21 protein-coding genes and 2 pseudogenes are annotated in these 18392 nt (G+C 73.6%); 14 read left to right on the top strand and 9 right to left on the bottom strand.

Annotation, left to right across the window (positions count from 1 at the left end; all coding sequences use genetic code 11):
• Positions 1-1207: lantibiotic dehydratase family protein (locus tag AE652_RS07895; RefSeq protein WP_234348283.1), on the bottom strand; the 1207-nt coding region annotated here is incomplete at its 3' end.
• Here AE652_RS07895 and AE652_RS47945 point away from each other — a divergent pair.
• A pseudogene (locus tag AE652_RS47945) lies at positions 1202-1512 on the top strand (hypothetical protein); the annotation flags it as partial. The gene AE652_RS07895 and the pseudogene AE652_RS47945 overlap by 6 nt on opposite strands.
• A gap of 171 nt (positions 1513-1683) precedes the next feature.
• On the opposite strand, the gene AE652_RS07885 reads toward AE652_RS47945, so the two are convergent.
• The 4 genes from AE652_RS07885 to AE652_RS07870 all read right to left on the bottom strand — a co-directional run bounded on the left by AE652_RS07885 (position 1684) and on the right by AE652_RS07870 (position 3885).
• A complete protein-coding gene (locus tag AE652_RS07885) occupies positions 1684-2043 on the bottom strand; it encodes a hypothetical protein (protein ID WP_117486294.1) in 360 nt (119 codons plus the stop codon).
• Positions 2044-2302: 259 nt separating this feature from the next.
• On the bottom strand, positions 2303-2668 hold the full coding sequence (locus AE652_RS07880; RefSeq protein ID WP_049650463.1) for a hypothetical protein: 366 nt from the start codon (positions 2666-2668) through the stop codon (positions 2303-2305).
• A 315-nt stretch (positions 2669-2983) separates the two neighbouring features.
• Entirely contained in the window at positions 2984-3397 is a 414-nt protein-coding gene (locus AE652_RS07875; RefSeq protein ID WP_049650469.1) for a hypothetical protein, read from the bottom strand.
• 308 nt (positions 3398-3705) lie between these two features.
• A complete protein-coding gene (locus AE652_RS07870; protein WP_049650462.1) occupies positions 3706-3885 on the bottom strand; it encodes a hypothetical protein in 180 nt (59 codons plus the stop codon).
• Between the two features lie 152 nt (positions 3886-4037).
• On the opposite strand from AE652_RS07870, the gene AE652_RS49440 reads away from it, so the two are divergent.
• Together AE652_RS49440 and AE652_RS07865 are read left to right on the top strand one after the other, a co-directional pair.
• Positions 4038-4331 (top strand): transposase, encoded by a 294-nt coding sequence (locus AE652_RS49440; protein ID WP_082345456.1) that lies wholly within the window; start codon positions 4038-4040, stop codon positions 4329-4331.
• Between the two features lie 58 nt (positions 4332-4389).
• On the top strand, positions 4390-4605 hold the full coding sequence (locus AE652_RS07865) for a hypothetical protein (RefSeq protein ID WP_147409018.1): 216 nt from the start codon (positions 4390-4392) through the stop codon (positions 4603-4605).
• A 276-nt stretch (positions 4606-4881) separates the two neighbouring features.
• Here the strand turns inward: AE652_RS07865 and AE652_RS07860 are convergent, their stop codons facing one another.
• Positions 4882-6042: a hypothetical protein gene (locus tag AE652_RS07860; protein WP_049650460.1), complete on the bottom strand. Its 1161-nt coding sequence runs from the start codon at positions 6040-6042 to the stop codon at positions 4882-4884.
• Between the two features lie 87 nt (positions 6043-6129).
• On the opposite strand from AE652_RS07860, the gene AE652_RS07855 reads away from it, so the two are divergent.
• The 6 genes from AE652_RS07855 (at position 6130) to AE652_RS07830 (ending at position 10635) form a co-directional block, all read left to right on the top strand.
• Positions 6130-6963, top strand: coding sequence for a hypothetical protein (locus AE652_RS07855; RefSeq protein WP_234348282.1), 834 nt, complete (start codon positions 6130-6132; stop codon positions 6961-6963).
• Between the two features lie 78 nt (positions 6964-7041).
• Positions 7042-7779, top strand: coding sequence for a bifunctional 2-polyprenyl-6-hydroxyphenol methylase/3-demethylubiquinol 3-O-methyltransferase UbiG (locus AE652_RS07850; RefSeq protein ID WP_049650459.1), 738 nt, complete (start codon positions 7042-7044; stop codon positions 7777-7779).
• A 45-nt stretch (positions 7780-7824) separates the two neighbouring features.
• The gene (locus AE652_RS07845; protein ID WP_049650458.1) at positions 7825-9030 is read left to right on the top strand and encodes a GNAT family N-acetyltransferase; all 1206 of its coding nucleotides are present in this window, start codon (positions 7825-7827) and stop codon (positions 9028-9030) included.
• 29 nt (positions 9031-9059) lie between these two features.
• Entirely contained in the window at positions 9060-9428 is a 369-nt protein-coding gene (locus AE652_RS07840) for a hypothetical protein (RefSeq protein WP_049650457.1), read from the top strand.
• Positions 9425-9946 carry a pyridoxamine 5'-phosphate oxidase family protein gene (locus tag AE652_RS07835; protein WP_198959389.1) on the top strand — a complete coding sequence of 174 codons (522 nt, stop codon included), beginning with the start codon at positions 9425-9427 and terminating at the stop codon, positions 9944-9946. The genes AE652_RS07840 and AE652_RS07835 overlap by 4 nt, the downstream gene beginning before the upstream one ends.
• Before the next feature lie 143 nt (positions 9947-10089).
• On the top strand, positions 10090-10635 hold the full coding sequence (locus tag AE652_RS07830; protein ID WP_049650456.1) for an EF-hand domain-containing protein: 546 nt from the start codon (positions 10090-10092) through the stop codon (positions 10633-10635).
• Positions 10636-10886: 251 nt separating this feature from the next.
• On the opposite strand, the gene AE652_RS07825 is transcribed toward AE652_RS07830, so the two are convergent.
• A complete protein-coding gene (locus tag AE652_RS07825) occupies positions 10887-11390 on the bottom strand; it encodes a MarR family winged helix-turn-helix transcriptional regulator (protein ID WP_049650455.1) in 504 nt (167 codons plus the stop codon).
• An 85-nt stretch (positions 11391-11475) separates the two neighbouring features.
• On the opposite strand from AE652_RS07825, the gene AE652_RS07820 reads away from it, so the two are divergent.
• From AE652_RS07820 to AE652_RS07805, 4 genes are all read left to right on the top strand, one after another.
• Positions 11476-11982, top strand: a complete 507-nt coding sequence (locus AE652_RS07820; protein WP_049650454.1) for a cupin domain-containing protein — start codon at positions 11476-11478, stop codon at positions 11980-11982.
• Between the two features lie 44 nt (positions 11983-12026).
• The gene (locus tag AE652_RS07815; protein ID WP_049650453.1) at positions 12027-12446 is read left to right on the top strand and encodes a RidA family protein; all 420 of its coding nucleotides are present in this window, start codon (positions 12027-12029) and stop codon (positions 12444-12446) included.
• A gap of 278 nt (positions 12447-12724) precedes the next feature.
• Complete coding sequence (locus AE652_RS07810; protein ID WP_049650452.1) at positions 12725-14206, top strand: NAD(P)/FAD-dependent oxidoreductase; 1482 nt, start codon at positions 12725-12727, stop codon at positions 14204-14206.
• Positions 14207-14259: 53 nt separating this feature from the next.
• Positions 14260-15315, top strand: coding sequence for an NAD-dependent epimerase/dehydratase family protein (locus AE652_RS07805; RefSeq protein WP_049650451.1), 1056 nt, complete (start codon positions 14260-14262; stop codon positions 15313-15315).
• Between the two features lie 2 nt (positions 15316-15317).
• Here the strand turns inward: AE652_RS07805 and AE652_RS07800 are convergent, their stop codons facing one another.
• Positions 15318-16475: a sensor histidine kinase KdpD gene (locus AE652_RS07800; protein ID WP_049650450.1), complete on the bottom strand. Its 1158-nt coding sequence runs from the start codon at positions 16473-16475 to the stop codon at positions 15318-15320.
• Positions 16472-17245, bottom strand: a complete 774-nt coding sequence (locus tag AE652_RS07795) for a response regulator transcription factor (RefSeq protein WP_049650449.1) — start codon at positions 17243-17245, stop codon at positions 16472-16474. Before AE652_RS07795 ends, AE652_RS07800 begins: the two co-directional genes overlap by 4 nt.
• Positions 17246-17444: 199 nt before the next feature.
• Here AE652_RS07795 and AE652_RS07790 point away from each other — a divergent pair.
• Positions 17445-18161 (top strand): annotated as a pseudogene (locus AE652_RS07790) (glycosyltransferase family 2 protein); the annotation flags it as partial.
• Positions 18162-18392: the final 231 nt, after the last annotated feature.

Genomic DNA, 18392 nt, shown 5'->3' with positions numbered 1-18392 from the left:
GGGGGGGCACCCGCCAGTGGCGGCGCCAGGCGTCGAGCGCGGCCGGGAACGCGTCCGGGTGCCCGGTGAGCTCCTGTCCCCGGGCGTGGTCGAGGCGCCACTGGGCCGGGCGCAGGACGAGCGGGCCGCGGGTGACGCGGGGCAGGTAGGGGAAGCCGCGGGCCGGTCCCCAGTCGAAGCCGGTGAGCAGGGCGGTGCCGTCGCGGCTCAGGTCGGCGAGGAAGCGGCAGACGGCCGGCGCCCGGCTGTGGTTGAGCATGTGTCCGGCGCAGACGGCGATCTCCCGGACGGTGCCGGTGCGGTCGTCCCAGATCAGCGCGAACCTGGCGTCGGTGACCCGGACGGCGAGTTCGTCGAGGGGGATCCAGCGGGTCGGCCCGGGCTCGGCGCTGGTGCGGATGCCGATCTCGTGGTCGCGGACGGCGGGGCGCACGACGACGTTGGCCGAGCGGGTCTTCTCGGGCAGGTAGACCAGTTCGGCCTGGACGCGCTCGGGGTCCAGGGCCTGTTCGGCGTCGGCGATCCCGGCGAGGGCGGGTACGGCTTCGGGCAGTGCCCCCGCGAAGCGGCCGAGGTTGCGTCCGGCGGCTCCGGCACCGGTGTTGGCGCCGACCACGAGCCGGAAGTCGCCCGCGTCGATGGCGGTGGGCGACGGGGCGGCGACCATGGCGTAGAGGTCGAGCGAGGCGGGCAGCCGGTGGGGGTCGGGGTCCGCGAGGGCGATCCGGTCGATGGTGTCCTGGTCGAGGTCGATGCCGGTCAGGTGGTCGTGGAGCGCCTCGGTGGCGAGCCGGAGCAGGGTGTCGGCCCGTGTGGTGTCCAGGGGTGCGCCCACCGCGGACGGGGAGGGTGTGCCGAGGCCGGCGACGGGGTCGAGGAGTTCGAGGAGGGGCACGTCGCGGTCGGTGCCGTACCGGGCCTCGAACGCGCGCCGGTAGCCGGCGATGTGCGGCGGCCCGTCCGGGAAGGGGGTGAGACGCAGGAGCAGTTCGGCCGCCGCCACGGCCGCGTCGGCGACCTCGCGGGATATCCGCCCGGCCGCGAGGGGCAGCGCCGCGTCGACTTGGAGGGGCGTGGCCGTGGCGAGGCCGGTGACCCGGCGGGCGTGGTCGGCGAGTGCGGGGAACGTGGCGGCGCCGGTGTCGGGGGGCTGTTTCTCCCAGTCCCGGACGGCCGCGAGCAGCGCGTCGAGGTCGGCGTGGGGCACAGCGGCATGAACCAGGTGGCCGACGCGGTTGTGCTCGGCCAGAGCGCCACGATTCACCTGGTCAGCCGGTTGGAGGACCGGGGGTGCTGTCGCGCTTCATGTGCCCGTTCGACCGTCGGGGCATCTACACCGGCGTGAGCGAGCCCGGGTTGAAGTTCCTGGAGGAGGCCCGTCCGACCAGCGGTGTCGCGCTGCGCGAGGGCGCCGGACATGTGTCGAGGCTATGGCGCGCACGGCCGTGCCGCCCAGAGGCGCCGACCGCCTGGGTGACGGTTCCGCTCAGGAGGCGGCCTGCGACCGCGTAGCCGGAGCGCGTTTGGCAGGGCCGATGTGGGTGCCGTCTCTGCCCGCCCCGCGAAGGCGGTACCCCGGCCAGGTGCGTCCGTGCCTCGGTGGCCCACCCAGGCGGAGGACCCGGGCGGGCATCACGGTATCCGAATCGAGGACCCTGCCGAAGACTCGTGCTTGGTGGGCGGTCAGCCCAGTTCGATCCCCGCGTCGTACAGAGCGTCACCGGGTTTGCACCATGCCTCCTTGGTGTTGGCAATAGGTACGCCCTCACCGTGGTTGCGAGGGTACCCCTGTCCCCAGGCCCAGGCGCTGGCGACGCCGTAGAAGCGGCCGTCCAGCGTTTCGCAGGTCGCCAGGACACGCCACCGCTGCGTCGTTGGAGCGTACAGGCAGGCCCCCTCGGCGTACTGGGGGTTGTGGCCGGTCTCCTGGCGCAGGCTACAGTCCGCGGGCACTGCTTGGGCGACCGGTGCTGCGGCCAGGGAGGTTCCCGCGGCCGCAGCGAGGGTGACGGCGGTTGTCACGAGTGCCCTGATGGTCTTCACGGTTGTGTTCCCTTCGAAGGCCCGGGCGGGCATGTGTACGGCCCGGGTGGTATCCAGGTGCCGGTCGGCAGTTATCGGAAGCCAGCCGACATGGTCCCCGGCAGCACGCACAACGGATCCCGGCAGACTTCCCCCTCCCGGGCGAACTGTTCCGGGGCCGTTGGAGCGAGGCAGGGAGACCGCTGCTTTCCGAGGCCGTCGTACGGCCCCACCGGACCGGGCGGCATCCGTCTGTGCGTGAGCGTGCCCCGATGGGCGGTCAGCCCGTTTCGATGGTCGCGTCGAGCAGGGCGTCACCGGGGTTGCATGTTGCCTGCTGGCTGTTGACAACAGGTACGCCCTCGCCGTGGTGATGGGTGTACCCCTGTCCCCAGGCCCAGGGGGTGACGACGGCATACTTGTGGTCTTCCAGCGTTGAACAGAACGCCACGACGCGCCATCGCTGGTTTGTAGGCGCATAGGCGCAAGACCCCCTGGCGTACTGGGGGTTGCTGTAGACGGACTGGTACAGGCTGCAGTCGCCCTGATCAACGTCCGCGGCCGCACTGGGTGCCGTGGCCACGGAGATTCCCGCTGCCGCCACGAGGGTGACGGCGGCTGTCACGAGTGCCCTGATGGTCTTCACGGTCGTGCTCCTCTCGCGGGCCCGGGCGCATGCGCACGGCCCGGGTGGTATCCAGGTGCCGGTCGGCAGTTATCGGAAGCCAGCCGACATGGTCCCCGGCAGCACGCACAACGGATCCCGGCAGACTTCCCCCTCCCGGGCGAAGTGTTCCGGAGCCGTTGGAGCGACGCGACGGGAGCGGAGCTGTCGAACGATGGCGTCGGGCTCACCGGCTGCGGGGGGACGGGGTTGTCGGCGTCGGGGCTGGAGCGGTTCGGGGGCTGGGCCTGCGAGGTGTCCAGGCCAGGTGTGGACGGCTCGCGCTTCGCCCGGGTGTCAGCCGGCGGTGATACGGGCGAGGGCGGCCTGGAGGCGTCGCACGGCGTCTTCGGCTTCGGTGTACTGCTCGGGGGCCGGGGGGACGGTGCCGAAAGCGTGATCGTCCGCGGGTAGGGCGCGCCAGCGCAGGACGGGTTCGAGGGCGGTGATGGCACCGGAGAGGAACCAGGCAAGGCGGCCGTGGGTGCCGGCGAGGGCGATGGCGATGACCGCCAGGACTTCGCGCAGGTGTTCCAGCCGGTTCTGCTCCGGCAGGACCTCTTGGACGTTTGCCGGGCCGATGGCCTCGCGCAGTCCGCCCTCGACCCGGATCGCGAGGTCTCGCTCGCCTGCGGACGGTTCCCATACCCGCTCGTGGATCTGCTGCTCGGCTTCCTCCGTCAAGCGCGCAATCGCCGTCCGCATGTCCATGCGGCTCACCGTAGTGCCCGTGTCCAGCACGCCGGGTTGTGGAGGATTCGGGCGCCGGGGCGCCGGTCGATCGTCCCCGGTGGCGTCCCCGGCGAGGGCCTTGTCCGGCACCGGGCCCGGCACCGTGGTGCCGACCGCTCGCCGCGAGGACCCGCCCCGTACGGCGGGACGCTGCTGCGGCCCTGACCGGCACCCGCACCTTGAGTCCCCGCCTCGGCCAGGAAGGACCGGGCCCTGTTTCCAGGGGCGTGCGCTGTGTGCAGGGGTTGCGGGGACCGCGTCCTGTGTGCGGCCCCCGCGGGACGCGGCTACTCGTCCGGTGATCCGTTGTACAGGGGGACCTGGAACGTCTGGCCGGCCTGGATGGTGACATCGTGTCCGGAGACGTTCTGCACGTTCAGCACTTGCTCCCCCTCGCCGGAGTCGCCGATGCCAGTGGTCGCGAAGTAGGTGGACGGGATTCTGTTCGAGAAGGCGGGATTCTGCATGGCAGCTCCGTGATCGGATGTGGATAGGGACAGGAGTGCTTCCGTGTCTACCTGTAGCCCAGCTGGCTCGGGGGTAACCGCGCGTCGCAGGGAACCGTCCGAACGAGGCCACCGACGCACACCAGTCCACCGGCGCCTGAAGTGGGGAGCGGATGTTCTCGCTGCGTGGGCCTCGGCCGTGGGGATCGCCCTGCCGTGGACGGTCGGCCGATCCGAAGCCCGTGATCCGTCAGATGGCCCGCGAAATCGGGGTTCACCATGAGGCCCTGCGCAACTGGATCCGCCAGGACGAGGCGGACCGGGGTGAGCGCGACGACCGGCTTCCCGGAGCCAGGCGGCATCTCGTCACGGAGCCGGTGGGCCGACCCAGTCGGGAGGGCGCTGTTGGTGTCACCACATGCGCGCGAGCTGTTCACCGTCGGATGATTCCGGCGGCCACTGCGTGACCTCGCGTCCGCCAGGCTCGGTAACCCGCTAGAAACCCCTCGACACCTGGAGGACATCATGCGACGTCGAAGCGTTGCCGCTGCCGTGCTCGCCGGACTCTCCCTGGCCTTCGCCGTACCTGCGGCGGCCCACGCGGCGCGCGGCCCGCAGATCACCATGAGCGGCTCCTGGAACGACACCGCCACGATCGAGGGCACAGGTCTCTCGTCGCCGAAGGACGTGATCTGGGACGGGGATACAAGCGGGTCCGTCGCCGTGGGCGGGCAGGACTGACCGAGTCGCAACCAGGGAGGCTGCGGTGTCCGGCACTCGGCCGGGCACCGCAGCCTGTCGATAGAACAGTCGCGGTGACGTTCAGGTGGGCGCTGAACAGGCCAGGTTCTCCCGAACGGGCATGGGGACTCTCGTCGCCTCCCTCTTGTCGGCGTCGCCGGGGTCCCGGGGGAGGGATGCGGGGTGTCGATCGCGAAGAGCCGGCGGCCGGCGACGTACCCGCCCAGGAGGCCTCGGCGGTGAGCGCACCGCCGTCGGGGGACAGACCGGTGACGGTCATGGTGGTCGAGAGGGCGGCGATGTCGCGGGCCGCCGCAACCCGCTGCGGTCGACGAACTCGTCGCCACCTGGGAGAACGAGGCCCCGGAAGCGGCCGCATCCGAGGCGTGCATTGCTCTGCAGCAGGTGGATCGCGTCGCCGAGGTCGCGTGCGTAGGCGTCGAGGGCATCGGCGATCGGCCGCAGGTCCCACGCCCGGCCCGCGCGCCGCTGGGACAGGAGCTCCGAGAGCGCGGTCTGCAGGGGGCTGCGGGCCGGGTGGGAGGCGGCGCGGGCCCGCTGGACAGCGGGGGCGCGGTGGGGGTGGCCCTGGGTGACGTCCGCCCAGATCAGGACGGTGGCAATGTCGCGGCGCACGGCGTCGTCGAAGCGGCGGGAGGTGCGCTCGGGCAGGTGCTCGGCCAGGCGGTTCCAGTCGGTCTGGGGGAGGGTCCAGCGGGCGAGGGCCTCGCGGCGGTAGTGGTAGTCCACCGGGTTCGGGTCATGGTCGAGGTGGGCGGCGAGTCGTCGCAGGCCAGCCTGGGCCTCGTCGGTGGCGCCTGCCGTGGCGAGGCGGCGGCGGGCGTCGAACAGCAGCCAGCCGGCGGTGGCCCAGGGCAGGTCCAGGCGGGAGGCGGCGAGTTTCTGCGATCCGCCGGCGGTCATCTGGACCAGGCGGAGGGGCACGGCCCGTCTGAGCACGTGGTGGAGATCGGCGGGGACGTCGAAGTGCTGCCGGATCCACTGGGCGGGCAGGAGCTGGGGGACGTGGCGCCAGCTGAAGGTCCCGTGGTGGGTGGGCGGGATCGGGGGCTGCGGCCTGCGCGGTGCCGGGGCGGGTCGCGGAAGGCCGTCGGCTTCGTGCACCAGGCGGCGTATCGCCGGGGAGGCGTCGCGTGTGCCGTTGAGGACGGACTGCCAGCGGTGGGGTGACCAGCGGACGGCGGCCAGCAGGCCGCTGATCCTGTACTCGGCTTCAGCGGTGTCGAGGGCGAGGAGGCGGTGGGCGGCGGTGAGGGTGCGGGCGGCGTCGGCCGGGTGTTGCGGGAGGCGTCCGTCGCCCCGGGGCTCTGCGGTGTCGCTCTGGTCCGGGGTGGCGGTCATTGGCCGCAGCAGGACGGCGGTGGCGCGCAGGTCGTTGAAGTAGGTGGTCGGGGCTCTTTCCCACGGAGCCCCCACCCGCGGGATCCCCGCCAGTGGCCGCGACCGGCCGGAGTCCCGCTGTGGCAGCGGTTCCGGGGCGAGGAGTGGCCCACCCTGCGGGAGTTGCTGGCGCCCGCGCGGCGGGTGGCCAGGTGGTGGGCCCTGGTGCCGCTGCTGTTCTGCCTGTGGCCGTTCCTGGTCTTCCTGGCGCTCTATCCGATGGCCAGGTCGGCACGGCGGCTGGCGCGACGGGTGTTCATCGTGCCCGGGCCCCGGGGGATCACCGACGAGGTGGTGCTGCGGGTGCAGAGGATACGGGGGTGGCTGGCGCTCGGGGCGGCGCTCGTGGTGCTGCTCGTGTACGGGACGGCGGACGACTGGGACCAGCTCGACGACCAGTTCGAGACCCGGCTGACGGTCACCCCGTTGCTGGTGCTGGTGACCGCGCCCGTGGTGGTCGGGGTGCTGTTCCGGCTCGCCGGGCCGGCCACGCGCCCTGCCATGCGGGCCCAGGTGCGGCCGGCGGTCCTGATGGCTTCGCAGTACCTGGGCGCGTGCGCGGCGGTGCCGGTGCTGCTGTGGCTCGCCGGTCAGGCGCAGGGGTCGGTCCAGGGGCTGTTCCTCGGGCCGCTGTTCAACCTGCTGGTCCTGGCGTTGCCGATCTGGGTGCTGATGTTCGTGGCCTTCGCCTCGCCGACGGTGGTTCGCACGGCCTTCACCATGGACCGGGTGCACCCGGTGTTCCCGCCCGTCCTGACCGGCGTCCTGGTCTGGGAACTCGCCCTGATCGGGCTGGTGTTCGGCGGCCTGCCGCCCGGCCCGCCGGCCGTCCGGCTGGCCGCCGTGGTCGGCGGGCCCGCGACGGTGACCGCGGTGGCGTGGTGGGAGGTGCACCGGCTCCGGAGCCGCTTCGGGGTCTCCCTGCGCGGGCGGGCGACGGCCGGGAGCGGACGGTAGCCAGGCCGGCGGCGGTCTCGGGACCCGCGGCGGTAGCGGGCCGGGCACGCCCCGGAGATCGGGCGGACAATCGGAGGCATGGGCGGAACGGACCGGTTCGACACCCTCGGTGACATGTACGAGGAGATGTTCCTCCTGCCCTGGCGCCGACACCTGGAGTCGTTCAGCGTGTTCGCCGCACTGGGCACGGTCACCGGCCGCAGCGTCCTGGACATCGGGTGCGGTACGGGCCTGTACAGCCGGGAGCTCAAGCGACGCGGCGCGGCGCGGGTGGTCGGGTACGACGTCTCCGGCGGCATGCTCGACGTCGCGCGGCGGGCCGAACGCGCCGAGCCGCTGGGCATCGAGTACACCGAGCGCCGCGACCTCGTCGAGGACGGCGCCTTCGACGCGTGCCTGGCCGTGTACGTCCTGCCGTACGCGGAGGACTACGGAGCACTGCTCTCCCTGTGCGCCCTGGCATCACGGACCCTGCGCCCGGGAGGCCGGTTCGTCACCCTGCCGGTGAACCCGGACTTCCACGGCGAGCGCACCTACTACGAGCGCTATGGCCTGCGCCTGGTGGAGGCCGAGTCGCGCCACGACGCCTCGCGGGTGACGCTGGAACTGTGCTTCGGCCGCTACGACGAACGGATCACCGCACGGTACTGGAGCCGGGCCACCCTGGAACGGGCCCTGCGCGAGACGGGCTTCGCCTCGATCTCCTGGCCCGCCTTCCGGGTCTCGGGGGAAGGAACCGCCCGCCACGGCGAGGACTTCTGGCGGCCGTACCTCGCCTGCCCCCACGCGGCGATCATCAGCTGCACCAGGACCTGATCCCGGAGAACCCGACCCCCGGAGCCCGATCCCAGAGACACCACCATGGCGACCACACCACGGGACCACCGCCGCCCCGGCCCGATCGAGGCAGGATTCCCCCCGTCCCCCGCGGCGGTCGACCCCGCGCGGTGGGACCGGCTGATCGGCCCGGACAACTTCTACAACAGCAGCGCCTGGGTGCGCGCGCTCGAACTCGCCCACGGCGACACCGGCGCGCTCACCGCCGCCTCCGGCGGCCGGCTGCTGGGTGCCCTGTCCGTCTGGCCCGGCGAGAACGACGAACCCGGGCTGTTCCACCTGCCCACGCTGTTCCCGGACCTGGCGGCCGCCCGGTCCGCGCGATGGCTGTGGCTGGGAGCCCGGCGCTCGACCTACAACGAACTGGTCCGCACCCGCGGCGAGGACCGCGACCGCGCCCTGGAAGTCCTGCTGGAAGGGGCGCTGCGGCTGGCCCGCGACCGCGGCCTCGACGGCGTGGTCCTGCCCTACCTGGCTGCCGGCGACGCCCGGGAGCTCACCCGGATCCACCCCCGGGCCGTCGTCCTGCTGCACGACGCGGACGCCAACGTCGCCGTCCCGGCCGGCGGCTACGCCGAGCAGTCGGCGCGGATGAGCCAGCCCGACCGCACCCACCGCCGGGCCGAACGCCGCGCCTGCGAGCGCGGCGGCACGACCGTGGAATGGCGGCCCCTGGCCCACGAGGACGTCGCCCGACAGGCCGCGGCCCTGGTGACGCAGACCCGTGCCCGGCACGGTGGAACCAGCGACCCCGCCTGGATGCTCCGCTCCTTCGCGGCCCAGGCCACGACGGGCGTGCTGGACCGGGCCGTCGGCTGCTTCGCCGTCCGCGACGGCCGCCCCGTCGCCGTGAACGTCTGCTACACCCACCACGACCGGCTCTACGGCCGCTACTTCGGCTTCGACTACCGCGCCGCCCAGCCCCGGAGCGAGTACTTCGTGCTCTGCTACCAGGCCCCCGTCGACTACGCGGCCGCCGGCGGCTTCCACCGCTACCGCCTGGCCGTCTCCGCCTGGCAGATCAAGATCCGGCAGGGCGCCGTGCTCTCCCCGCTCGCCGCCGTCGTCCTGCCCCTGCACGGGCGGTTCTGCGACCGGCGGACGGCGGCCCGGCACAACGCCCTCACCGCCCGGCTCTGGACCGGCCGGTGCGCCGCCCGCCCCTGGGCCCTGGCACCCGAGTGGAACGACTGGGCCCAGGACGGCCCCGACGCTCCCGCCTCCGGCTGACCGCCGCCGACATCGGAAGGAGACCCGCCGTGCTGCACCTGGTCTACCTGATCCAGCCCACGCCGGACGCGGAGACGGACCCGCACGCCTTCTGGGAGTGGGTCCGCGCCCGCGAGTCCTGGTACTACGACGGACTCGACACCGTCCTGCGCACCCGGTGGGCGGTACGCACCGTCGGCGCCCACGTCCACACCATCGAACACACCGTCAGCTTCGCCGACGAGGCCGGCTGGGGCCGCTACCGCCGCCAGGTCGCCGACCGCGGCCGCGACCCGGCCTGGGAACACCGCCGCACCGAACAGACCCGCTGGTGGACCCTGCTGGACGCCACCCTGCTCAGCGACCCCCCGGTCCCCCTCGGCTTCGACCGCACCCCCGCACCGGGACGCACCCCGTGACCGGCACCGACGAACTCCTGCGCCGCAGCGGGCACCTGCTCACCCACGCCCGGTTCATGACCCTGGCCACCACCGACGGCACCGAACCGTGGGCCTCCACCGTCAACTTCGTGCCGCTGCGCGCTCCCGGCGCCCCCCTGCGACTGCTCTACTACTCGCTGCGCACCGCCCTGCACTCCCGCAACATCGGCTGCCACCCCCGCGTCGCGGGCTCGCTCTACCTGACCGGCCTGCCCGGACTCGGCCTGGACGGGGCCCAGTTCACCGGCACCTGCCGCGCCACCGACGACCAGGGCGTGGCGGAACACCACCGGCTCTACTACGAGTTGAACTTCCCCGACCCCGCCGTGCGGAGCGAATGGCTCCTGCCCGCATCCGACTTCCGGGGTTCGGGCCCCCGACGCTTCTACACTGTCGAGGTCGACCGCTGGTGGCTGTTGGACATCGACCGCTGGCTCGTCGACAAGCACGACCAGCGCGTCGAGGTCCCCCTCCACGCCCTCACCGGGCCGGGCTGAGCCACCTGGCGCACCGCCGCCCTCCCGCCGTCACCCGCGACGGTGGCTTCCCCTCGTTGCGGGGGCGTCCCCCGGAGCGCCGCCTCTACCGTTCGCCGCATGCCGCCGCACGCCGCCCGCGCGGCCAGGGAATCGAGGACCACATGACGTCGGCCGTGAAGAGCAAGAAGTTCAACACCCTGTTCGACTGGTTCGACCTGAACCGGGACGGACAGCTGTCCCAGGAGGACCTGCGCGGCACCGCCGACGTGTTCGCCCGGACCGCGACCAGGGACGACCAGGCCACCATCCGGGCCCTGCACGACGCCTTCGCGCGCTGGTGGGACCTCCTGCTGGAGCACGGGGACACCGACGGCGACGGACAGGTCTCGCGCCAGGAGTTCCTCACCGTCATGAAGGCCGACGTGACCACGCCCGCGCACTTCGAGGGCACGGTGCTGGCGATCGCCGACGCCCTGCTGAACGCCTACGACACCAACGGCGACGGCGTCCTCAGCAAGGAGGAGTACGTCCACATGTACGAGCAGCTGGGCGTGCCCCGCGTGCACTCCGAGCAGGCGTTCCCACGGCTGGACCGGGACGGGAACGGGGTGATCAGCCTCGACGAGTTCCGCGAGGCGATCATCGAGTTCTACCTCAGCGACGACCCCGCCGCGCCGGGCAACTTCCTCCTCGGACCGATCGGCTGACGGCTGACGGCCGGCGCGCGGCAGCGTGCGCCGGCGGCTCCCAGCTGGATCGGCTGCGCCGGTTTCACCGGATCCGGTCCCGCGCCGCTACTCGTGGCACAGGGTCTCCGGGCGCATCAGCCGCAGGAGTTGCGGCAGGCACACCGCACCGGGTGTCGGCCGCCGTACGCGTTCCCCTCGCACGGCGGCCGACGGCGTTCCGGGGCGGTCGGGGGTGGCTGGACCTCGGGCGGGGGCGTCGGGCGGGGCTGTCAGGGTGCCGGGGTCTCCGTGCCCTCGACGTCGGCGAGCAGTTTGCGCAGGAGCCCGTCCAGGGTGGCCCGTTCCTCGCCCGAGAGGGCGGAGAGCAGCGCGGTCTCGTTGGCCGCGTGGTCGGTGAAGGCGGCGTCCACGAGGGCGCGTCCGGCCGCGGTGAGGGCGATGCGGACGCTGCGCCGGTCCGCCGGGTCGGTGCGGCGTTCCACCAGGCCCGCCGATTCCAGCCGGTCGATCCGGCTGGTCATGCCGGCCCGCGACATCAGCAGCAGCGCGGCGAGTTCGGAGGGCATCAGTTCGTACGGCGCGCCGGAGCGGCGCAGGGTGGCGAGAACGTCGAACTCGCCGCGCTGGAGGCCGTGTTGCTTGAACACCTCTTCGACGACCCGGCCGGCGAGCAGCGCGAAGCGGCCGAGGCGGCCGACGGTGCCGACCGCCGCCAGGTCGAGGTCCGGGCGCTCCCGGCCCCACTGGTCGAGCATGACGTCCACGTGATCCATGGGGGAATGTTATTCGATGGGAGATAGTTAGACGTAGTACTATCAGCCGAGGAACTATCGGAGTGCTCACTGTGGGGAGAGACCAATGACGTTGATCGGACCGGAAGCCGTGGTCGTGCGGGGCGACGAAGCCGAGACCGTCTCGATGCTCGGCGGCCAGGGGCGGCTGCTGGCGGACTCCAGCGCCACCGGCGGCGCCCTGAGCACCCTGCGCGTCACGCTGGGGCGCGGCAAGGACGGCGCCACCCCGCACTACCACGGGGGCTCCTCGGAGCTGTTCTTCGTCGTCGACGGCTCGGCCCAGGTGCTGGTCGGGAACGAGGTCGTCACCGCCCGCAGCGGCGACCTCGTGGTGGTACCGCCCCACCTGCCGCACGCCTTCGCGGCCGCGCCGGACTCCGGGGCGGACCTGCTGATAGTGATCACCCCCGGCGTGGAGCGCTTCGACTACTTCCGCCTCCTGGAGCGGATCCGCGCGGGCGAGGCGACGGTCGAGGAACTGCTCGCCAAGCAGGACCTCTTCGACAACCACTTCCTGGAGTCGCCGAGCTGGCGCGACGCCCGGGACGAAGCCGCCCGGTCCCAGCCGTAGACCGCCCGGCACCGAGCCCGGCCCGACACCAGGAGAAGACCCCCGTGACCGACACCCGCACCATCACCAACCCGCCCGGCCTGCACGACCCCACGCCGTTCGGCTACAGCCACGCCGCCTCCGCACCCGGCGAACCGGTGTTCATCGGCGGCCAGTACGCCTCCGACACCCACGGCCGGGTCGCGCCCGGCGACTTCACCGCCCAGGTGGAACTCGCCCTCGCCAACCTGCGCACCGCACTCGCCGGAGTCGGCCTCGGCTTCGAGCACGTGGTCCGACTCGGCTCGTACATCGTCGACCACGACCCGCAGAAGCTCGCCGTCCTCGGCAAAGCCCTCGCCGGCGCCTGGGGCGACCGGCTGCCCGCGCAGACACTCAGCGGAGTCGCCTCGCTCGCCCTGCCCGGGATGCTCTTCGAGATCGACGCGGTCGCCGTCCGACCGACAGCGGAGGCAACGAGCTGACCCACCCACGCACAGGGGTCCCACCCGCCGGTGGGACCCCTCGCCGAACCGCCGCCGTACCATCGCCGTTCGAGCCGGCGCGGACCACCCACACCGCCCGGGCCACTCACACGGCCCGGACCGCCGCCGGTGGAACCGTCCTGCGCGCAGGTCGCGGAGCCGGCGACGGACCGAGGTGGCCCGGATGGGACTGCCCGTCGCCCACCCCTGTCGCACAATGCCAAAAGCTTGTCGGGAAAAGACGATACGGCCGCCCTGCGAACCACGACAGTGGACCCATGACCACACACCGCACCGACGTCCTCGTCATCGGCGCCGGAGTCGCCGGCATCGGCGTCGCCTGCCGCCTGCGCCGGGACCTCCCCGGCCGTGACTTCGCGATCCTGGAACGCCGCCCCGGCATCGGCGGCACCTGGGACCTGTTCCGCTACCCGGGCGTCCGCTCGGACTCCGACATGTTCTCCTTCGGCTACCGGTTCCGCCCCTGGAACGGGACCAGGGTGCTCGCCGACGGCGAGTCGATCCGCGACTACGTGACCGCCACCGCCCGCGAGTACGGCGTCGACAAGGCGATCCACCACGGACTGCGGGTGCTGGCCGCCGACTGGTCGAGCGAGCACCAGCGGTGGACGGTGACCGCGCTGCGCGAGGCGACCGGCGAGCGGGAGACCTGGGTCTGCTCCTTCCTCGTCACCTGCACCGGCTACTACGACTACGACCGGGGCCACCTGCCCGAGTTCCCCGGCGCCGAGCGGTTCGAGGGCGTGCGGATCCACCCGCAGCACTGGCCGCGGGACTTCGACCACACCGGGAAGCGGGTCGTCGTGATCGGCAGCGGCGCGACCGCCGTCACGCTCGTCCCGGCGCTGGCCGACAGGGCGGCCCGTGTGACGATGCTCCAGCGCTCGCCCTCGTACGTCCTCTCGGTGCCCTCGGTCGACCGGATCACCGCCTGGCAGCAGCGGTTCCTGCCCGGTCCGCTGGTCGCCAGGATGACCCGCCGACGCAACATCGGCCTGCAGCGCGCCCTCTTCCGGACCGCCCGGCGCTTCCCCCGCGCGACGCGCAGGATGCTGCTGGCCGGGGTGCGCCGGGCGGTCGGCCCGCGCATCGACATGACCCACTTCAGCCCGTCCTACGACCCGTGGGACGAGCGGCTGTGCGCCGTCCCCGACGGCGACCTCTTCCGGGTGCTCCGGGAGGGCCGCGCCGACGTCGTCACCGACACCGTCGAGACCTTCACCCCCACCGGCATCCGGCTCGCCTCCGGCCGGGAACTCGCCGCGGACGTCGTCGTCACCGCCACCGGCCTGAACCTCCAGGCCTTCGGCGGCGCCACGATCAGCGTCGACGGCGAACCGCGCGACCTGCACGACGTCTGCACCTACAAGAGCGTCATGCTCGAGGGCATCCCCAACCTGGCCTGGGTCTTCGGCTACACCAACGCCTCCTGGACCCTGAAGGTCGACCTCGCCGCCGCCTACCTGGTGCGCCTGCTCAGGCACCTGGACGCCACCGGCCGCACCGTCGCCGTGCCCGTCGACCACGGGGCCAACGCGACCGCCGCAGGCGTGGTCGACGAGCTGACCTCGGGCTACATCCGGCGGGCGAAGGACGTCATGCCGCGCCAGGGGCGCGAGTTCCCGTGGCGGATGGTGATGGACTACCACCACGACCGGAAGGTCCTGCTGTCCGACCCGATCGAGGACGGCGTCCTCGCCTTCGGCGGGCCCGGGAGTGCGCGTCTTACCGGTCCGTGACGCCGCCCCGTGTCGACCGGCCGCGGGCCCGGTCGGACGCTAGCGTCGGCGGCATGAGAATCCTGGTCACCGGCGGTGCCGGCTTCATCGGCGCGTCCGTGGTGCGCGCCCTGGTCGCGGCCGGCCATCACGTGCGCGTCCTGGACGCCCTGCTGCCCGCGGTCCATCCGACCGGGAACCCGCCCGCGCTGCCCGCGGGTGTCGACTTCCGGCGCGGGGACGTCCGGGACGCGGCGACCGTCGAGGAGGCGCTCGCCGGGGTGGACGCGGTCTGCCACCAGGCGGCGATGGTCGGCCTGGGACTGGACCTCCAGGACGCACCGCACTACGTCGGCTGCAACGACCTCGGCACGGCGGTGGTCCTCGCCGCGATGGCGCGGACCGGCGTCCGACGGCTGGTCCTGGCCGGATCCATGGTGGTCTACGGGGAAGGGCGCTACCACTGCGCGGAGCACGGCGAGGTGGCACCGGGGCCGCGGCGGCCCGCCGACCTGGACGCCGGACGGTTCGAGCCGCCGTGCCCGGTCTGCGGCGCTCCCCTGCGGCCGGGCCTGGTCGCGGAGAGCGCACCCGCCGACCCGCGCAGCGTCTACGCGGTGACCAAGCTCGCGCAGGAACACCTCTCCGCCGCCTGGGCACGCGCCTGCGGCGGAACAGTGCTGACGCTGCGTTACCACAACGTGTACGGCCCCGGGATGCCGCGCGACACCCCGTACGCGGGGGTGGCGTCGCTGTTCCGCTCCGCCCTCGCCCGCGGCGAGGCGCCCCGGGTCTTCGAGGACGGCCGCCAGCGCCGGGACTTCGTCCACGTCGAGGACGTCGCCGCCGCCAACCTCGCGGCGCTGGCCGCCGTGGGCGACCGGCCGCCGGGCAGCGTCCGGGCGTACAACGTGGGCAGCGGCGAGGTGCGCACCATCGGTGAGATGGCGGCCGCGCTGGCCGCGGCCCACGGCGGTCCGGCGCCGACGGTGACCGGCGAGTACCGGCTCGGCGACGTACGGCACGTCACCGCCGACTCGAACCGGCTGCGCGCCGAACTGGCCTGGCTGCCGCGCGTCCCGTTCGACCGGGGCATGGCGGAGTTCGCCGCCGCACCGCTGCGGGTCTGAGGTCAGCTCCGGGCGGACGGCAGGGCGATCTCGAAGCAGCAGCCGCCCGCCACGTTGTGGACGCGGGCCCGCCCGGCGTGGGCCTCGACGATGCCGCGGACGATGGCGAGGCCCAGGCCGGCACCGCTGCCGCCGGCCTCGGGCCGGTCGGACCGCCCGCCGGGATCGGCCGGCCTGGGCGTGCGGGCCGCGGTGCCACGCCAGCCGGTCTCGAAGACCCGGGTCAGGTCCTGGGCGGGGATGCCTCCGCAGCCGTCGGTGACCGAGAGCAGCACCTCGTCCGCCTCCCGCCGCGCGGAGACCGTGACCACGCCGTCCTGAGGGGTCGAGCGGATCGCGTTGACCAGCAGGTTGCCCAGGACCCGGGTGATCTCGCGGCTGTCGACCTCGACCGGTTCGGGCTCCACCTGTCGGCCTTCGAGCCGGACGCCGCGCTGCCGGGCCAGCGCGTGGGCACCGGCCAGCGCGTCGTCGACCAGGTCGTAGACGGAGACCCGGGAGAGCGAGAGGGCGAGCGTTCCGGCCTGGATGCGGGAGAGTTCGAAGAGGTCGTCCACCATCCCGGTGAGCCGCTCGACCTCGGTGCGGATCCGCCGGAGGTAGAGGTCCGGCTCCTCGGCGACGCCGTCCTCCAGCGCCTCGGCCATCGCCCGCAGCCCGGCCAGCGGGGTGCGCAGGTCGTGGGAGATCCAGGCGACCAGCTCCCGCCGGGACTGTTCGAGGGCCTGTTCGCGGCCCCGGGATTCGGCGAGCCGGGCGCTGGTGGCGGACAGTTCCTCGCTCAGCTGGGCCAGTTCGCGGCCCAGCGGGTGGACGGGCGCGGTGAAGCCGGTGTCGCTGCCGACGGTCCGGGCGGCGGCCGTCAGGGCCCGACTGCCGGCGACCACCTGTCGGCCCAGCAGGGCGGCGGTGCCCAGGGACACGACGGCGGCCATGGCGAGCACCGTTATCACGACACCGAGGTCGTGGGCGGAGAGGAACATGGCCTGCGCGACGGCGAAGGTGCCGGAGACGACCGCGAGCACGGTGACGACGGCGACGCAGAACAGCGAGAGCGCCATCGAGCGCCTGCGCAGCAGCCGGACGGCCGGCCAGCCGAGCAGGCCCGCTCCGCCGGCGCCGAGCGCGGCGAACAGGGCGATCAGCAGCAGGTCCTTCACCCGCGGTCCTCCCCGGCACCGGACACCGGGTCGTAGCGGTAGCCGACGCCCCACACCGTGCTGATCATCCGCGGGGCGGCGGGATCGTCCTCGATCTTCTCGCGCAGGCGCCGCACATGGACGGTGACGGTGGAGAGGTCGCCGAAGTCCCAGCCCCAGACGCGAGCCATCAGCTCCTGACGGGAGAACACCGTCCCGGGGAACCGCAGGAGGAAGGCCAGCAGGTCGAACTCCCGTGCGGTCAGGGACAGTTCCCTCCCGCAACGGTGAGCGCGCCGGGCCGGCCCGTCGACGGTGATGTCCCCGGAGCGGACGGGCCCGGCCGGGGCGCCCGTCGCGGGTGCCGCCACGCGCGAGCGCCGCAGCACCGACTGGACCCGCAGGACGAGTTCGCGTGGACTGAACGGCTTGGTGACGTAGTCGTCGGCGCCCAGCTCCAGGCCGAGGACGCGGTCGGCCTCGTCACTCCTGGCGGTGAGCAGCACGACCGGCAGCTCACCGCCGGCGGCCTGGCCGCGCAGCCGCCGCAGCACCTCCAGGCCGTCGATGCCCGGGAGCATCAGGTCCAGGACCACGAGGTCGGGCTGGTGGGCCCGGGCGAGGGCGAGCCCCCGCGGACCGTCGGCGGCGTGGTCGACGTGGTGGCCGGCCCGGGTGAGGTAGCCGGCGACGACCTCGGCCACGGTCGGGTCGTCGTCGATCACCAGGATGCGGCCGGCGGCCGACGGCCCGGCGATGGCGGAGGGCTCGTTGGCGGAGGGCTCGTTCACCCCGCCGAGAATAGGCGCCGGGCGCCGGTGCGGAAGCCGCCGCCGTCCCCCCGTTCGACCTCCGTAAGATCCTGGGCCCCGTCCGCACACCCGTCCGCGCACCGGCGCGGGCCCCGACGGCTCCCCGGTGGGCCGTCGGCGCGACGTTCGGCTTCCGTAAGGCTGCGGCACCACCGTCCCGGGCCGACCCGCCCTTAGCGTGGCCGACGTGACCTCCGCTACCCCTCGTTCGTCCGGTGTCGATGTCGTCCTGCCCTGCCTCGACGAGGCCGAGGCGCTGCCCTGGGTGCTCGGGCGCATCCCGCTCGGCTGGCGGGCCATCGTCGTGGACAACGGTTCGCGGGACGGCTCGGCAGAACTCGCCCGATCGCTCGGAGCGACCGTGGTCGAGGAGTCCCGGCGCGGGTTCGGCGCCGCCTGCCACGCCGGGCTCCTCGCCGCCACCGCCGAGCTGGTCTGCTTCCTGGACTGCGACGGCTCGCTCGACCCCGCCCAACTGCCCCGGGTCACCGCTCCGGTGACCGACGGCACGGCGGACCTCGTCCTCGGCCGCCGCCGGCCGGTGAGCACGGGCGCCTGGCCCGTGCACGCACGGCTCGCCAACACCGTGCTGGCCCGCCGGCTGCGGGCCCGCACCGGCGCCCCGCTGCACGACCTGGGCCCGATGCGGGCCGCCCGACGGGAACGCCTGCTGGCGCTCGGCCTGGGCGACCGCCGCTCCGGATACCCGCTGGAGATGGTGCTCGCCGCCTCGGCCGCCGGCATGCGGATCACCGAGACCTCCGTCGACTACCTGCCGCGCGCGGGCCGTTCGAAGGTCACCGGCACGGTGCGCGGCACCCGGCAGGCGATCCGGGACATGCGGGCCGTGCTCGCCGCCCCGCCGCCCACCCTGCTGGTCATCGCCAAGTCGCCCGTACCGGGCCGGGTGAAGACCCGGCTCACCCCGGCCTGCACGCCCCAGCAGGCGGCGACGCTGGCCGAGGCCGCGCTCTCCGACACCCTGCACACCCTGGCCACCGTGCCGGCCGGGCGGCGCCTGCTGGTCCTGGACGGCGAACCGGGCCGCTGGCTGCCGCCCGGGTGGCAGGTGCTTCCGCAGAGCGGCGGCGGACTGGACGCCCGGCTGGCGGCGGCCTTCGGCCAC

This window comes from Kitasatospora sp. MY 5-36, from assembly GCF_001182915.1.
GTDB lineage: Bacteria > Actinomycetota > Actinomycetes > Streptomycetales > Streptomycetaceae > Kitasatospora.
The sequence above is the reverse complement of the archived record's forward strand: the minus strand, read 5'-3'. Positions and strand labels throughout refer to the sequence as shown.

Excerpts from the sequence above, each read along its gene's own strand:
- AE652_RS07875 (WP_049650469.1), bottom strand. The coding sequence starts at position 3,397 with ATGGACATGCGGACGGCGATTGCGCGCTTGACGGAGGAAGCCGAGCAG.
- AE652_RS07870 (WP_049650462.1), bottom strand. The coding sequence starts at position 3,885 with ATGCAGAATCCCGCCTTCTCGAACAGAATCCCGTCCACCTACTTCGCG.
- AE652_RS49440 (WP_082345456.1), top strand. The coding sequence starts at position 4,038 with ATGTTCTCGCTGCGTGGGCCTCGGCCGTGGGGATCGCCCTGCCGTGGA.
- AE652_RS07865 (WP_147409018.1), top strand. The coding sequence starts at position 4,390 with ATGCGACGTCGAAGCGTTGCCGCTGCCGTGCTCGCCGGACTCTCCCTG.
- AE652_RS07850 (WP_049650459.1), top strand. The coding sequence starts at position 7,042 with ATGGGCGGAACGGACCGGTTCGACACCCTCGGTGACATGTACGAGGAG.
- AE652_RS07845 (WP_049650458.1), top strand. The coding sequence starts at position 7,825 with ATGGCGACCACACCACGGGACCACCGCCGCCCCGGCCCGATCGAGGCA.
- AE652_RS07830 (WP_049650456.1), top strand. The coding sequence starts at position 10,090 with ATGACGTCGGCCGTGAAGAGCAAGAAGTTCAACACCCTGTTCGACTGG.
- AE652_RS07825 (WP_049650455.1), bottom strand. The coding sequence starts at position 11,390 with ATGGATCACGTGGACGTCATGCTCGACCAGTGGGGCCGGGAGCGCCCG.
- AE652_RS07820 (WP_049650454.1), top strand. The coding sequence starts at position 11,476 with ATGACGTTGATCGGACCGGAAGCCGTGGTCGTGCGGGGCGACGAAGCC.
- AE652_RS07810 (WP_049650452.1), top strand. The coding sequence starts at position 12,725 with ATGACCACACACCGCACCGACGTCCTCGTCATCGGCGCCGGAGTCGCC.
- AE652_RS07805 (WP_049650451.1), top strand. The coding sequence starts at position 14,260 with ATGAGAATCCTGGTCACCGGCGGTGCCGGCTTCATCGGCGCGTCCGTG.